Annotated in this window: 12 protein-coding genes; 6 read left to right on the top strand and 6 right to left on the bottom strand. The window is 73.9% G+C overall.

The genetic code is table 11. The features are described from left to right. The first annotated feature begins 396 nt into the window (after positions 1–396). Positions 397–1,131, top strand: a complete 735-nt coding sequence (locus IFT45_RS16690; RefSeq protein ID WP_197982097.1) for a general stress protein — start codon at positions 397–399, stop codon at positions 1,129–1,131. Positions 1,132–1,209: 78 nt separating this feature from the next. Here IFT45_RS16690 and IFT45_RS00055 read toward each other — a convergent pair whose 3' ends face one another. Then, the gene (locus tag IFT45_RS00055; RefSeq protein ID WP_192126084.1) at positions 1,210–2,109 is read right to left on the bottom strand and encodes an SDR family oxidoreductase; all 900 of its coding nucleotides are present in this window, start codon (positions 2,107–2,109) and stop codon (positions 1,210–1,212) included. 170 nt (positions 2,110–2,279) lie between these two features. On the opposite strand from IFT45_RS00055, the gene IFT45_RS00050 reads away from it, so the two are divergent. The 3 genes from IFT45_RS00050 (at position 2,280) to IFT45_RS00040 (ending at position 3,483) form a co-directional block, all read left to right on the top strand. Beyond that, positions 2,280–2,600, top strand: a complete 321-nt coding sequence (locus tag IFT45_RS00050; RefSeq protein WP_192126082.1) for a DUF6578 domain-containing protein — start codon at positions 2,280–2,282, stop codon at positions 2,598–2,600. 95 nt (positions 2,601–2,695) lie between these two features. Continuing rightward, a complete protein-coding gene (locus IFT45_RS00045) occupies positions 2,696–2,977 on the top strand; it encodes a hypothetical protein (RefSeq protein WP_192126080.1) in 282 nt (93 codons plus the stop codon). Continuing rightward, positions 2,974–3,483: a MarR family winged helix-turn-helix transcriptional regulator gene (locus IFT45_RS00040; RefSeq protein WP_371810802.1), complete on the top strand. Its 510-nt coding sequence runs from the start codon at positions 2,974–2,976 to the stop codon at positions 3,481–3,483. Before IFT45_RS00045 ends, IFT45_RS00040 begins: the two co-directional genes overlap by 4 nt. A 100-nt stretch (positions 3,484–3,583) precedes the next feature. Here IFT45_RS00040 and IFT45_RS00035 read toward each other — a convergent pair whose 3' ends face one another. The 3 genes from IFT45_RS00035 to IFT45_RS00025 form a co-directional block, all read right to left on the bottom strand. Then, on the bottom strand, positions 3,584–4,906 hold the full coding sequence (locus IFT45_RS00035) for a M1 family metallopeptidase (protein WP_219731567.1): 1,323 nt from the start codon (positions 4,904–4,906) through the stop codon (positions 3,584–3,586). Continuing rightward, positions 4,903–8,973: a Pls/PosA family non-ribosomal peptide synthetase gene (locus IFT45_RS00030; RefSeq protein WP_192126076.1), complete on the bottom strand. Its 4,071-nt coding sequence runs from the start codon at positions 8,971–8,973 to the stop codon at positions 4,903–4,905. The genes IFT45_RS00035 and IFT45_RS00030 overlap by 4 nt, the downstream gene beginning before the upstream one ends. Before the next feature lie 79 nt (positions 8,974–9,052). Beyond that, positions 9,053–9,754 (bottom strand): 4'-phosphopantetheinyl transferase superfamily protein, encoded by a 702-nt coding sequence (locus tag IFT45_RS00025; RefSeq protein WP_192126075.1) that lies wholly within the window; start codon positions 9,752–9,754, stop codon positions 9,053–9,055. Between the two features lie 178 nt (positions 9,755–9,932). On the opposite strand from IFT45_RS00025, the gene IFT45_RS00020 reads away from it, so the two are divergent. Both IFT45_RS00020 and IFT45_RS00015 read left to right on the top strand, forming a co-directional pair. After that, on the top strand, positions 9,933–10,496 hold the full coding sequence (locus tag IFT45_RS00020) for a recombinase family protein (protein WP_192126072.1): 564 nt from the start codon (positions 9,933–9,935) through the stop codon (positions 10,494–10,496). Between the two features lie 338 nt (positions 10,497–10,834). Next, positions 10,835–11,032 carry a hypothetical protein gene (locus IFT45_RS00015; protein ID WP_192126071.1) on the top strand — a complete coding sequence of 66 codons (198 nt, stop codon included), beginning with the start codon at positions 10,835–10,837 and terminating at the stop codon, positions 11,030–11,032. An 852-nt stretch (positions 11,033–11,884) separates the two neighbouring features. Here IFT45_RS00015 and IFT45_RS00010 read toward each other — a convergent pair. Together IFT45_RS00010 and IFT45_RS00005 are read right to left on the bottom strand one after the other, a co-directional pair. Then, complete coding sequence (locus IFT45_RS00010) at positions 11,885–13,225, bottom strand: hypothetical protein (protein WP_192126069.1); 1,341 nt, start codon at positions 13,223–13,225, stop codon at positions 11,885–11,887. 442 nt (positions 13,226–13,667) lie between these two features. Further along, the coding region (locus IFT45_RS00005) for a GH25 family lysozyme (RefSeq protein WP_305798205.1) at positions 13,668–14,047 on the bottom strand (380 nt) is incomplete at its 5' end.

The following is a 14,047-nucleotide window of genomic DNA, read 5'->3' as shown; positions in this document are numbered from 1 at the left end:
GGGCAGCGCGGGTCCGTCGGCCCCGCGCAGGCTGCGCGCGGGCGCTGCGCTCATCGAGGTGGCGCGTACTGGGGGATGGCCCGTGGTGAGGGCCCAGGACGGGTCACCTCGTCGTGGTGTGGCCGTCGCGGCCCAGCGTGGCGCTCATCGAGGTGTCGAGTTCTGGGGGATTGGCGGGGGTGTGGGCCCAGGACGGGTCGCCTCGTCGTGGTGTGGCCAGGCGCGGCGTAGCGCAGCCCGGCGCGGCCGGTTGCGGCACGTTGCGGCGCGGCGGGGCGCTGCGCTGCTCGCCGTCTACGCGGCGGGAGCGCGCGTGCCCGTGCGCGGGCCGGGGGGCTGCTGGGGGAGGGCTGTGCATCGGCTCCACGCGGGGACGCGACGGGGTAGACATCAGGCATGACCGACCAGCAGCCCGTCCCGAGCCCGACCCCCGACGACGACGCGACCCGCGCCTCCGGCGGTCCCGCCCCCGAGTCGCGACCGCGCCCCGCCTACGGCGAGTACGCCCCGACCCCCGCGGGCGGCGCCGCCCCCGACGCGGGGCAGGGCCAGGCTCCCCAGGGCGCCCCCGCTCCCGCACCCGCCCCGGGCGTCGTGCCCCCGCAGCCGGGCTACCAGGCCCCGGCCGGCAGCTCGCCCCAGGCGACGCCGGGCCTCCCCGGCATCGGCGCCTTCGCCGGAGGCGGGCACCCGCAGACCCTCGCCACCTTCACGAAGTACGAAGACGCGCAGGCCGCCGTCGACCTGCTCAGCGACGAGGGCTTCCCCGTCGAGAGCGTCTCGATCGTCGGCCACGACATCCGCACCGTCGAGAACGTCGCCGGCCGCCTCACCACCGGCAAGGCCGCCGTGCGCGGCGCCGGCGGCGGCGCGTGGTTCGGCCTCCTGCTCGGCCTCCTCTTCGGCCTCTTCGCGAGCAACGTGGCCCTGATCGGCGTCCTGCTCGTGGCCGTCGGCGCCGGAGCCCTCTGGGGTGCCCTGTGGGGCGCCATCGGCCACGCGGCGACGCGCGGCCGCCGCGACTTCTCCTCCGTGAAGACGATGGAGGCGGGGCGCTACGAGGTGCTCGTGCGCGGCGAGCTCGCCGCCCGTGCGCACCAGGTGCTCGCGACCGGACGCAAGGTCGCGTAGCCAGACGGGCACCCGCACCAGACACGACGGCGCCCGACCCCGCGAGGGGCCGGGCGCCGTCGTCTGCGCGAGACGCCCCTACGGCGTGACCATCCCGCCGTTGACGTTCAGCGTCTCGCCCGCGACGAAGCTCGACTCGGCGCTGGTGAGGAACACGTACGCCGGAGCCTGCTCGGCCGGCTGCGCGGCCCGCCCCATCGGCGACTCGCTCGAGCCGAACTCGGGCAGCGTCTCGGGGTCGACGCCGCGCGTGACCTGCAGGGCCGTCCAGGTGGGCCCGGGCGCGACGACGTTGACGCGGATGCCGCGCGTGATGAGCTGCTGCGCGAGCCCCTTCGAGAAGTTGTTGATCGCGCCCTTCGTGGTCGCGTAGTCGAGACGGTCGGGTGCGGGCACGTACGCCTCGAGCGACGCCGTGTTGACGATGGTCGAGCCGGGGGCGAGGTGCGGCAGCGCGGCCTTGACGATGAAGAACGGCGCGAAGACGTTCGTGCGGAAGGTCTCCTCGAACTGCTCGTCGCTGATCTCCTCGATGGTCGGCTGCCAGACCTGCTTGCCCGCCACGTTGACGATCGCGTTGAGGCCGCCCATGCCCTCGACGGCGCGCGCCACGAGCTCCCGGCAGAAGGAGGCGCTGGTCAGGTCGCCGGGGACGGCCACGGCCTTCCGGCCCGCCGCCTCCACCTGCTCCACGACGTGCCGGGCGTCCTCCTCCTCCTCGGGCAGGTACGACAGGGTCACGTCGGCGCCCTCCCGCGCGAAGGCGATCGCGACCGCGGCGCCGATGCCGGAGTCGGCCCCGGTGATGAGGGCCTTCCGCCCCGTGAGGCGGCCGGTGCCGCGGTAGGTCGCCTCACCGAGGTCGGGCACCGGGGTCATGGCCGACTGCAGGCCGGGCTCCGGCTGCTGCTGCACCTCGGGGCTGATCACGGGGTAGCGGTGGCGGGGGTCGTCGAACGTGTACTGGTCGCTGGTCATGCCTCCGTCGTACGCCCCGCACCTGCCGGGACGCCGTGCCGTACCCCTCCGCACCACGTGCTCCGGGGGCTGTCAAGGGGGCACCGCGCGCCGCCGTGGGCGACCACGGTGGAGGCGACGAGGCGGGTCGACCAGGTGAGGCCTGCGGAGCGACGGCGAGGAGGCGCGGGGTGGCGACGAGCGTGACGGTGTGGGTCGACGCGTGGCAGCTGGTGCAGGGGCACGACGTCTTCCGGGTCGCCGACGTGGTGAGCTGGCCCGTCACGGTGCCCGCCCCCGGCGCCGACCGGCTGGCCGGGCTGCACGCCCCTGCCGACCCTGATCTGCTCGTCGAGCACTACGGCGCCACGCACCGGGTCAGCACGGTCACGGGCACCGTCGCGGCGATCGGACGGGCGTCGGCACCCGTGGCGTGGAACGTCACCTCGGTGCTGGGCACCGCCGACTGGGACGACCGGGGCGTGCCGCGTGGTTCTGCGGCTACCTCGTGACGCTGGTCGACGTCGAGCTCGACGGCCCCTGACGGCCGCCCACTGCCCAGCCCGGGGATTCCGTTGGTGCCCCAACGATCGGTACACTCGACGTCATGGCCCGAGCACCCCGAGCACCCCGCGACCGCGACCCCCACGCGCACGGCAGTCGCTTCGGCGACCTCGTCGAGTCGATGAACGCCCGGCTGCGCCCCTACATCGGCGGCGCGCAGCTCGGCCTCAAGAACGAGGCGCCCCCGGTGGCGCCGGCGCACGGCGGAGCATGCCCGCTCTGCGGCGCGCCCATGGACGAGCACGTCGTCGACCGCACCGGCCCCCGCACGATGGTGCACTGCCCCGGCACCCCCCGCGCCGCCCGGGCCGACGCGGGCTCGTGAACGCACCCGGCACCACCGCCGTCGACCCGCTCGCCCTCGAGAGCCAGATCTGCTTCGCCCTCTCGGTCGCGTCCCGCAGCGTCGTCGCCGCCTACCGCCCCGTGCTCGAGCCCCTCGGCCTCACGCACCCGCAGTACCTCGTCATGCTCGCCCTCTGGGAGCACCGGGGGAGGCGCGGTGAGGGCCCGGACGACCGCCCGCTGTCGATCCGCGACCTCGCGCGCCTCCTCCGGCTCGACCCCGGCACCCTCTCCCCGCTGGTGAAGCGGCTGGAGGCGCAGGGCCTGCTCACGAGGCGCCGTCACGTCGACGACGAGCGCACGCTGGCCATCGAGCTGACCGGGCCGGGGCAGGCGCTCCGGGCCGAGGCCGAGGCGATCCCCGGCCGCATGATGCGTCGGCTCGGCGTGACGCGCGACGAGCTGGTCGTGCTGCACCGCACGATGACGAGGCTGATCGCCGCGGCCGAGGGCGACCCGCTCGACGACGGAGGCTCCGCGGGCTGAGCCGACCCGCGCCTCCTACGGGCACTGCCCCGCCCGGACCCCGAGCCCCCCTAGGGCCGGCCCGGGAAGCCGAGCCCCGGGACGCCGAGCCCCAGGACGCTCAGCCCCCGGCGCCCCGCCGCGGCAGCGTCGGCAGCGCCGTCTGGTCGAGCCAGGCCGCGAACAGCAGCGCCAGCGAGTCGTCGGTCGTGTCGGTGACCTCGTCGCAGAGCTCGACGAAGTCGTCGGTGCTGACGACGCCGTGGCGGTGGCGGGCCGTCCACTCGCGCAGCACGGTGAAGAAGGCGTCGTCGCCGATCGTGAGCCGCAGCGCGTGGAGCGTGAGGGCTCCGCGCTTGTAGACGCGGTCGTCGAACATCGCGTCGGGCCCGGGGTCGCCCACGACGATGTCGTGCGGCGGCAGGGCGAGCCGCAGCCGCGTGCGCTGGGCGTGCGCGTGCGCGGTGGTGCCGCCGTCGTGCTCCGACCAGAGCCACTCGGCGTAGCAGGCGAAGCCCTCGTTGAGCCAGATGTCGCGCCAGTCGGCGAGGCCGACGCTGTTGCCGAACCACTGGTGCGCGAGCTCGTGCGCGATGAGCCGCTCGGTGCCCGACCTCCCGTCGACGTGGTTGGCGCCGAAGACCGCGGCCCCCTGCGCCTCCAACGGGATCTCCAGCTCGTCGGCCGTGACGACGACGGTGTACCCGGGGAAGGGGTAGGGGCCGAAGGCGTCGACGAAGCAGCCCACCATGCGGTCGAGGGGCGCGAAGTCGTGCGCGGCGCGGTCGTGCAGCTCGGGCGGGGCGACGATCAGGCCGGCGACCGGGGCGGCCTCGGTGCCGAGGGCGACGGGGACGGTCTCGTAGCGGCCGATCTGCACGGTCGCGAGGTAGGTCGAGGTCGGCTCGGGCTGCACGTACGTCCAGGTGACCTTGCCGGCGGTCGTGCGGCGGTCGGTCAGCTCGCCGTTGCAGACGACGGTGTAGCCGTGCTCGGCCGAGACGCTGATGCGGTAGCTCGCCTTGTCGGCCGGGCGGTCGTTGCACGGGAACCAGGTCGGCGCGCCCGTCGGCTGGGCGGCCACGATGACGCCGTCGTCGAGCTCCTCCCAGCCGAGCTCGCCCCAGGGGCTCTGCCGGGGCGCCGGCGTGCCCGAGTAGTCCACCCGCACGACCAGCCGGGCCCCCGCCTCCACCGGCTCGGGCAGGGTGACCGTGAGCTTGCCGGCCGTGTGGCGCGAGCGGGCGCGGGCCCCGTCGACCCTGACCTTCTCGACGCGGAGGCCGACGAGGTCGAGCTGCAGGCTCCGGAGGCGCGTGGCGGCCACCGCGGTCACGGTCGCCGTGCCGTCGAGCCGGTTGGTGGCCACGCGGTAGGCCAGCTCGAGGTCGTACGACTCGGCCGACCAGGTCTCGTCGCCGCTGCCGGGGGCGTACGAGGTCACGAGGTGACGGCGTGGTAGTCGGCGAACGTGACCTCGCGCCACGGGCCGATCGGGTTGCCGCTCCAGCGGCTGCCGGCGGGCACGCCCTCGCCGCGCATCACGAGCGAGGCGGGGCCGACGGTCGCGTGCTCGCCGAGCACGGCGGCGGGCAGCACGACGCCGTGCGGCCCGAGGGTCGCCCCGGCGCGGAGCGTGACGGAGTCCATGGACATGATTCGATCATGGAACAGGTGGGTCTGCACGACGCAGCCCCGGTTGACGGTGCTGCCGTCGCCGAGCGTGACGAGGTCGGCCTCGGGCAGCCAGTAGCTCTCGGTCCAGACGCCGCGGCCGATCCGGGCGCCGAGGCTGCGCAGCCACCAGACCAGGGCGGGGGTGCCGCTGGCCGCGCGGGCGAACCACGGCGCGGCGCACATCTCGACGAACACGTCGGCGGTCTCGCTGCGCCAGACGAACGACGACCAGAGCGGCTGCTCGGAGGCGCGCACCCGTCCGATCAGCAGCCACTTCGCGGCGGTGCTGACGGCCGCGGCGACGGCCCCCGCGGCGAGCAGCAGGACGGCGCTGAGCAGGGAGGCGGCGAGCAGGCCGAGCGCGTCGGTCACGGCCCAGAGGCCGAAGACGAGGCCGAGGCCGATCAGCACGGTGACGACGACGGGCACGACCCGGCTGAGCTCCCAGGCGACGCGGGCGGCGCGGAGCCGTGCCGGCGGGCGGAAGGTGCGCGACTCGTCGGCGACCGCGACCGTGCGTCGCAGCCGGACGGGCGGCGAGCCGAGCCACGACGAGCCGGCCTTCGACGAGCGCGGGGCCGCCGAGAGCACCGCGACGAGGCCGTCCTTCGGCACCACGTGCCCGGGGCCGGCCATGCCCGAGTTGCCGAGGAAGGCCCGGCGGCCGATCTCGGCCCGGGCGACGCGCAGCCAGCCGCCACCGAGCTCGTACGAGGCGACGAGGGTGTCGTCGGCGAGGAAGGCCCCGTCGCGGATCGTCGTCATGCACGGCAGCAGCAGCACGGTCGAGGCCTCGACGTCGCGGCCGACGCGGGCCCCGAGGAGGCGGAGCCAGACCGGGGTCGCGAGGCTCGAGTACAGCGGGAAGAGGTAGGTGCGGGCGAGGTCGAGCAGGCGCTCGGTGCTCCAGATCTGCCAGCCGACGCGGCTGCGCACGGCCCAGGTGCCTTCGCGGACGCCGAGGGCGAGCAGCCGGACGGCCCCGACGACGACGAGCGCCGCCACGACGCCGGCCAGCAGGGTGCCGGGCACCGCCCAGACGACGGCCCGCCACCAGGCGTCGCCGAGCGTGGCCGAGCCCCGCACGCCCGCGGCGACGAGGGCGCCGCCGGCGGAGAGCGAGGCGACCGGCAGCAGGCTGATCAGCAGCGACGAGACGCCGTAGGCCCACAGCCACCGTCGGGCACGGTCGGGCCGCTCGTCCGGCCACCAGGTGCGCGCCTTGCCGACCCGGGCGGCGGGGGAGCCCGACCAGGCCTGGCCCGCGGGCACCCGGCCGAAGACGGCGGAGCCCGGGGCGACCGTGGCGTGCTTGCCGATGCGGGTGCCGGGCAGCAGGGTGCTCCGCATGCCGACGGTGCTGCCCGCCCCGATCCGGACGGCGCCGAGGCGCAGCACGTCGCCGTCGACCCACCAGCCCGACAGGTCGACCTCGGGCTCGATCGACGCGCCCCGGCCGACGCGCAGCATGCCCGTCACGGGCGGCAGCGTGTGCAGGTCGACGTCGGGGGCGATGCGCGCTCCGAGGGCACGGGCGTAGTAGCTGATCCACGGGGCCCCGGCGAGGCCCGTCGCCGCGGTCTGCAGCTGCACCTGCTCGGCGAGCCACAGCCGCAGGTGGACGCCGCCGCCGCGCGGGTGGTCGCCCGCGGCGACCCCGGACAGCAGGAGTCGCGCCGCGGCCACCGAGATCGCCATCCGCCCCGGCGGCGTCACGAACACGACGATCCCCACGACGAGCAGCCAGGCTTCGACCCGCGGCAGCACGTCGAAGCCGCCCGCTGCTCGCAGGACGGTGGAGGCGGTCAGCGCGATCGTCAGCCAGCGGAGGCCGGCGAGGAGGTGCAGCGGCAGGCCGAGCAGCGTCTGCAGCCACTGGGTGCGGGCGGGGACGGGCAGCGACCGGTGGTGCTCGGTGCGGGAGGGCCCTGCCGGGTCTCCCGCGACTCCGGCCCGTCGCTGGGCGAGGTCGTCGGCCATCGCGCCGAGGCGCGGGTGCGAGTAGACGTCGGCGACGGTGTACTCGGGGTCGCGCTCGCGGATGCGCGCCACCAGCTGGGCCGCGGCGAGCGAGCCGCCGCCGAGGTCGAAGAAGTCGGCGGAGGCGTCGCCGATCGGGAGGCCCAGGACAGCCTGCCAGTCGGCCGCGAGCACGGCCTCGTCGGGCCCGAGGGCACCCGTGCCCGTGCCGCTGCCCGTGCCCGCCGAGCCGTCGTCGGGGGCCTGGTCGGCGAGGGGCCAGGGGAGGGCGTCGCGGTCGATCTTGCCGGAGGTCTTGGTGGGGAGGTCTCCGTCGACGACGGTGAGGAGGGGGACGAGGGCGGCGGGCAGCGCCTCGCGGAGGCGGGCGAGGGCGGCGGCGCGGTCGAGCGTCGGGGCGGGTGCGGCGGCTGTGCCCGCGCCGGTGCCCGTGCCAGCGCCGCCGTGCAGGGCGAGGTAGCCGACGATGACCCGGTTGCCGGCCGACGTCTCGCGGACGGCGGCCGCCGCCCCCGCGATGCCGGGCAGCGCCTGGAGCGCCGACTCGATCTCGCCGAGCTCGATGCGTCGCCCGCCGACCTTGACCTGGTCGTCGGCCCGGCCGCGGAAGACGAGGCCCTCCCGGTCGAGCACGACGAGGTCGCCGCTGCGGTACGCCCGCGACCAGCCGAGCTGCGGGTGCGGGGCGTACTTCTCGGCGTCCTTGGCGGGGTCGAGGTACCGGGCGAGGCCGACGCCGCCGATGATGAGCTCGCCGACCTCGCCCTCGGCGACCGGGTCGCCCGCGGGGTCGACGACGGCGACGTCCCAGCCGAGCAGGGGCAGGCCGATGCGGACGGTCTCGCCCGGCACGACGAGGGCGCCGGTCGCGACGACCGTCGACTCGGTCGGGCCGTAGGTGTTCCAGACCTCGCGGCCGTCGCCGCAGACGCGGTCGATCAACTCGGGCGGGAAGGCCTCGCCGCCGAAGATGAGCAGGCGCACCGACTCGAGCGCCTCGGCCGGCCACAGCGCGGCGAGCGTCGGCACGGTCGAGACGACGGTGATGCCGTGGGTGACGAGCCAGGGGCCGAGGTCGGCGCCGGTGCGCACGAGGCTGCGCGGGGCGGGCACGAGGCAGGCGCCGCTGCGCCAGGCCAGCCACATCTCCTCGCAGGAGGCGTCGAAGGCGACCGAGAGGCCCGCGAGCACGCGGTCGCCGGGCCCGAGCGGGCCCAGCGGGTCGTCGGCGAGGAAGAGCTCGGCCTCGGCGTCGGCGAACGCGGCGGCTGCACGGTGGCTCGCCGCGACTCCCTTGGGGGTGCCGGTCGACCCTGAGGTGAAGATGACCCAGGCGTCGTCGGCGGGCTCGGGGCGCGGAGGCCTGGCCGGGGCGCCGGGCCCGCGGCGGTCGGCGGTGCTGGCGTGCGGGGCCCGGGCGCCGAAGAGCGGCACGCCCTGGGTCTCGTCCTGCCCCGCGGTGCGGAACACCCCTCCGGCGCCGACGACGCCCGCGACCTGCGCCTCGCCGAAGACCAGGTCGGCGCGCTCCTCCGGGTCGTCGGCGTCGACCGGCACGTAGGCGGCGCCCGCGGTCAGCACGGCGAGGATGGCGACGTAGAGCCGTCGGTCGCCCGAGGGCATCCGGACGCCGACCCGGTCGCCGCGGCCGACGCCGGCGGCGGCGAGGGCGCTCGCGGCGACGGCGACCTGGGCCGACAGCTCGCGGTAGCTGAGGGCGCCGCGCTCGTCCTCGAGGGCGGAGGCCTCGGGGTGGGCGGCGGTGGTCGTCTCGAGCACGTCGACGAGGGTGCGCGGGGCGGCGGCGCGGCCGGAGCGGAGGAAGGGGTCGAGGGGCGTGCCGGCGTCGGGCATGGGGTCTCCGCAGGTCGGGCGCGCGGCGGGCGCGCGGGGGAGGCCTCGGCGTCGAGGGTCTCGCAGGGTCGGTCGGAACCTAGGTCGACGCGGTGACCGGCAGGTGAACGCGGAGCGACGAGCCGTGCAGGGCGGGGCCCGCGAGGGCCGCGAGGAGGCGCGGGTCGGCCCCGGTGTCGGGGGCCGTGCCGGCGGCTGCGGAGAGGTCGAGGTCGAGCCCCCCGACCTCGCCGGACCACCGCGCCCGTGACGGGTCGCCCACGTCGACCGCGGCGGGGTCTCGGGTCAGGCCCTCCCCGGATGACTTGAGCACCGCCTCCGCCCGGACCCAGCGGTGCAGGTCGTCGTGCGGGGTGGCGCTCGTCACCTGCTCGACGTCGACGCCCACGGGGAGGCCGCGGCGGAGCGCCAGCAGGGCGGTGTCGCCGGAGCGGCTGAGGCTGACGTGGAGGTCGTCGCCGTCGACGACGACGGGGCGCCCGTGCGGCCCGCCGCAGCGCCGGCAGGGCTCGCGGCGCCAGGTCACGTCGGCCGGGTGGCGGTCGAGCGCGAGGCCCACGAGGAGGCGCGTGGCGACGTGCGAGAGCAGCCAGCGGTGCCGGTCGGTCGCGTCGTGCAGCCGGGCAGCCCGGGCCCGCTCGTCGGCGTCGAGCCACGCGGCCGCGGACGAGCCGGCGGGCAGCGTCAGCCCGTGCGCCCGGGCGAGCCCCGCCGCCGTGTCGTCGAGGCGCAGCAGCCAGACGTCGACGCCGAGGTAGGCGGTGGCGACGGAGGAGGGCACGTCGTCATGATCGCAGGCTGGCGGGGCGCGTTGGGGTGTGCGGTGAGGGGTCGTTCATCGGGACACCTTCGGGCGACCGTTCTAATTGATGGAGGTCAAGTGGCGCCTGGCCTGCGGATTCGCGTATGCCTATCCCGCAAAAAGGCCCGGTGAAGGGGATAAACGCTACAGTCGTCGAATGCTCATCGGATACGCGCGTGTGTCGACCTCCGGACAGGATCTTGCAGCACAGCGCGATGGTCTCGCAGCGCTTGGTGTTAAAGATCAACACGTGCATGTTGACCACGGGCTGTCGGGTACAACTCGAGCGCGACCGGGCCTCCGCGAGGCCTTGGCCGCGTGCCGGGCTGGCGACGTCCTGGTCGTCACCAAGCTTGACCGTCTTGCTCGGTCGCTGCGGGATGCGACGGACATCGCGGACGAGCTGACGAAGAAGGGCGTTGCCCTGAACCTCGGGGGAGCGGTCTACGACCCGACCGACCCTGTCGGCCGGCTCCTCTTCAACGTCCTCGCCATGGTCGCGGAGTTCGAGGCCGACCTCATCCGAGCCCGGACCCGGGAGGGGATGGCGATCGCCAAGGCTGCCGGCAAGCTCCGCGGCCGCAAGCCCAAGCTCACCCCCTCGCAGGAGAAGCACCTCGTGCAGCTGCACCGAACCGGCGCCCACACCACCAGCGAGATCGCCGAGCTCTTCGGAGTTGCTCGTTCGACGGTCGACCGCGCGATCCAACGCGCGGTTTAGGAGCTGAGTCCGCTGTCAAGCGCAACCACTCGTCTGTGCTGCGAGGCGGGCGACGCGTACGACGACGGAGGGGCTGAGCCGCTAGGTCCTGGGACTCTTTGAGGAAGCGCCAAAGGCAGATCGGCCGTTCCACACAGCGATGCCCACAACGAAGACCGTGAACACGATGGAGAAGATCAGACTCGGCTGCAGGACCAGCCACACGAGGGCGAGCATCCCAACGCTCACGACGAGGCTGATGCCGTACATGATGCGGCCGAACCGAGAGTCTAAATTCACGCTTGTTGTCTACCCCATGAAGTTGCTTCATGCGCTCGAAGTGACTGCTTAGGTTAGTTATGGATTCCCTGGCCATCGTCCTTGCCGCAGTCGGCTTCGCATCGTTCGGCGCGGCTGTCATCTACGAACTCATCAACCATCGGCGCTACGGCGGGCCGGTCTTTGAGGGACGCAAGGCCCTTGTCTTCCCATGGATACTGGCCTCGTTCGCGCTGTTCATGGTTGGGTTTGTCATCCTCGCGTCGAGTCGCTGGTGACGCCTCCGCAAGATGCCCGGTAGACGATCGGCTACTAGATACCTGACTGATCTGCCCGCATGGGGACTTCAATAGTGGAGCAGCGCCTTCGCCGTGTGCAGAGTCTCGTTCTGCTCGGCTCATTGATCATCGCCGTTGTTGTAGCCGTCGTGCTCGTCCTGGTTGGCGCTCCGCAGTGGATCGCCATTCCTGCCGGGGTTTTCACCTACCTCGTCTGCTGGCGCCTCGTGCTCCGAACCGTTCGTGGGCGCAGGAAAGCTGACGCCGAGCGTGATGCCCGGTAGGGGATCGGTCAGCGGCCGCCAGGCCTTCGGGTGATCACATTCAACCTGGACCCCACTTTTGCGGGCCCTGGCCAAGACGACTGACCTGCATTCCAGTCCTGCCCAGATGCTCGTGATCCATTGCTCTCCCTCAGATCGAGGCGGCGTATCTGGCGCCTCCTTCACGCTAAGAGCGGCGAAAGTGCCGAGGGGTGCCACGCCGGGGCACGCCTCGGCACCGCACACAGGTGTCGCGTCGCCCTGGACCGCTCAACTCAGACACTGTGACGGCGGCTACTTCAGCCCGTGAGCGCGAGCGAGGCGATCGTCGACAAGCCGCCACCAGGCCCGGTCGACAGTCCGCCACCGGGACCGATTCCCCTACGGGTTCTTTCACGGTGATCATCCGAAGGCAGCTTGGGCGTGAGACCCGTTGGACCTGGACCCGCCGCAAGAGCTGTCCTGCGGTGTTGGTGGAAGCCCCGACACCGCCCTCAGCGGAGTGAGCTCCCCGGACCCGGCCCAGCTCGAACGGGCGACGGGCCCGTAGCCCTCCCGGTGGGGAGGGCTAGGGGCGCGCAGGCGGCGGTCAGCGCTGGACGCGGCGGCGGAGGCGCACGACGGTCAGGGCGGCACCGGCGGCCAGGAGGCCGGCGGCGAGGGCGAGCAGGCCGTCTGTGGGCTCGCTGCCGGTGTAGGCGAGGCTGGCGGAGGTGGTGATCGGTGCCGAGCCGGACGCTGCGGGCACGACGACAGCGTTGCTCCGCACCTCGACCGGGATCGTCGCGGTGAAGCCACCGAACGAGATGTCCAAGGCGCGCGTCCCGGGGCTGTTGAACGTGACCGAGGGGAAGCCGTTCGGAGAGGTGCGGACGACGGCGTCGCCCGGTCCGTTCGTCGACGCGGAGGTGCGCAGGCTCTCAGGCAGGTCGGCCCCGAGCACGACGGTGTTCTCGAACCTGTCGACGGCGTAGGCGCTCACGAAGACCGTGTCGCCGTCGTCGAGCCGGAGCGTCGTGGCGCTGCCGTCCAGCGACGAGCCGACGGCGATCGCCTGGTCCTCGTCGCCCGTCTCGGGGATCTCCACCGCCGAGACGAGGATGCCCGCCGCCTCCGCTGCTGCGACCTCGAGGTCGACGACGAGGAGCTCGCCGATGCCCACCGTGTTGAGCGGTGTGACGCCGAACGAGTAGAAGCCGGCGAGGGTGCTGGTTCCGGAGATCGTGAGGGAGCCGGGGGCCTGGGTGACTGTGGCGCCCGCGGGGAGGGTCGAGACGAGCGTGCTCGGGTCGGCGACGATCTCGATGTTGGGCAGGGGGTCGCCGGCGGCCTCCCACGTGAACGAGTACGGCTCGCCGGCGACGACCGTGAGGTCGGTGCCGGGTTGGGCGGTGAACGTGGACGCGACGCCCGCGGCGACGCGGCGGTCGCTCACGACGGTCGTCGGCTCGTCGTCGGCACCAGGCCCGGTGCCGGTGACGGCGACCTCGACGACGCGACCGATGTCTGCGCGGACGAGGACGTAGGTCTCGTCGGTGGCGCCCTCCAGGGCCGCGTCGTCACGGGTCCACTGGTAGGTGAACGTGGTGCCGTCGGGCCAGCCGTCGGTCACGGCCGTCTGGAGGTCGCCGAACTCGGTCGTGCCCGCGATGGTCACGGTGCCGGGCTCGGTCGCGGCGGCGATGCCGACGACGTCGTCCCTGCCGGGCTCGGGCTCGGGCGCCGCCAGCGCCGGTTCGTCCGACTCGGGGGCGGGGGCCGGGGCCGCGTCGTCGGTCGTGGGAAGGCCGATCGGAGCGGACTCGACAGGCGCCTCGACGGGTGCCTCGGCGGGCGCGGACTCGACCGGGGCGGCCTCGTCGGTCGGCGCTGCCGTGCCAGGTGCGGGAGCGCCCGTCGGGTAGGCGGCCGCACCTCCTTCGTCGGGCACTGCTGCTGCTGTCGAGCTCGACGCCGGCGCGGCCGAAGCCATCGGCGCCGACAGCGCTGTTCCCCCCAGAATCACAGCGACGACGGACGGCAGGACCAGTGCGGTGAGCACGGATCTCTTCATGTTTCCCCCTTGTACGAGTCGGTCGGGGTGAGCCCGTGGCTGGCCCCGCGAGCCCCGGTGACCGTGTCGTCGTGGGGTCCGATGAGGCCACCGTACGGGGCGGTCGGCGGCTCCCAACGTCCCGTTACCATCCCGTTGACGAACGTCATCCGCTCGAACGAGGAAAGATCATCTCCAAGTCGTGTCACCTTGGGCCCGGCGCGGACAGGGCACATCCGGAACAGCCACAGGCGGGCGGTCATCGGCTTCCAGGTACCTGGGTTGCGCGCCCGATGGACGAGCCCGATGCGGGCATCAGCCCGGCCGCCGAGGCAGGGTGTCAGGGCAGCAGCAGTGATTCCAGTTCTTGGCGGTTGCCTCTGAAGGCGTTCATGTCGATGAACTCTTCGTCACCGTCGTACCCGTCGAGCTGCTCGCGCGCCGACCATTGCCAGAAAGTCCAGTCGCGGTCGTCGGCGAGCTGCGGTGAGGTGGCGACCGAGCGGAACCAGACGGGGTTGTCGGGGTAGCTTCCGGCCAGGTATCGCTCGTACCAGTCGCGGGTCGCGTAGAGCACGGCCGGTCGGCCGTAGTGCTGTTCGATGGCGAGCAGGAGCGGGTCGAGCACCTCCCGGACTGTGGCTGCCGAGGGAGGGGTATCGCAGTACTCGGCGTAGCACTCGACGTCGACCACGACTGGCAGGTCGCCTCGGTGCCGGG

It is taken from the genome of Frigoribacterium sp. CFBP 13707 (assembly GCF_014842245.1).
GTDB classification, from domain to species: domain Bacteria; phylum Actinomycetota; class Actinomycetes; order Actinomycetales; family Microbacteriaceae; genus Frigoribacterium; species Frigoribacterium endophyticum.
Note: the sequence above shows the minus strand (reverse complement) of the source record. Positions and strands in the feature narration are given on the sequence as shown.

Excerpts from the sequence above, each read along its gene's own strand:
- IFT45_RS16690 (WP_197982097.1), top strand. The coding sequence starts at position 397 with ATGACCGACCAGCAGCCCGTCCCGAGCCCGACCCCCGACGACGACGCG.
- IFT45_RS00030 (WP_192126076.1), bottom strand. The coding sequence starts at position 8,973 with ATGCCCGACGCCGGCACGCCCCTCGACCCCTTCCTCCGCTCCGGCCGC.
- IFT45_RS00020 (WP_192126072.1), top strand. The coding sequence starts at position 9,933 with ATGCTCATCGGATACGCGCGTGTGTCGACCTCCGGACAGGATCTTGCA.
- IFT45_RS00055 (WP_192126084.1), bottom strand. The coding sequence starts at position 2,109 with ATGACCAGCGACCAGTACACGTTCGACGACCCCCGCCACCGCTACCCC.
- IFT45_RS00045 (WP_192126080.1), top strand. The coding sequence starts at position 2,696 with ATGGCCCGAGCACCCCGAGCACCCCGCGACCGCGACCCCCACGCGCAC.
- IFT45_RS00015 (WP_192126071.1), top strand. The coding sequence starts at position 10,835 with ATGGATTCCCTGGCCATCGTCCTTGCCGCAGTCGGCTTCGCATCGTTC.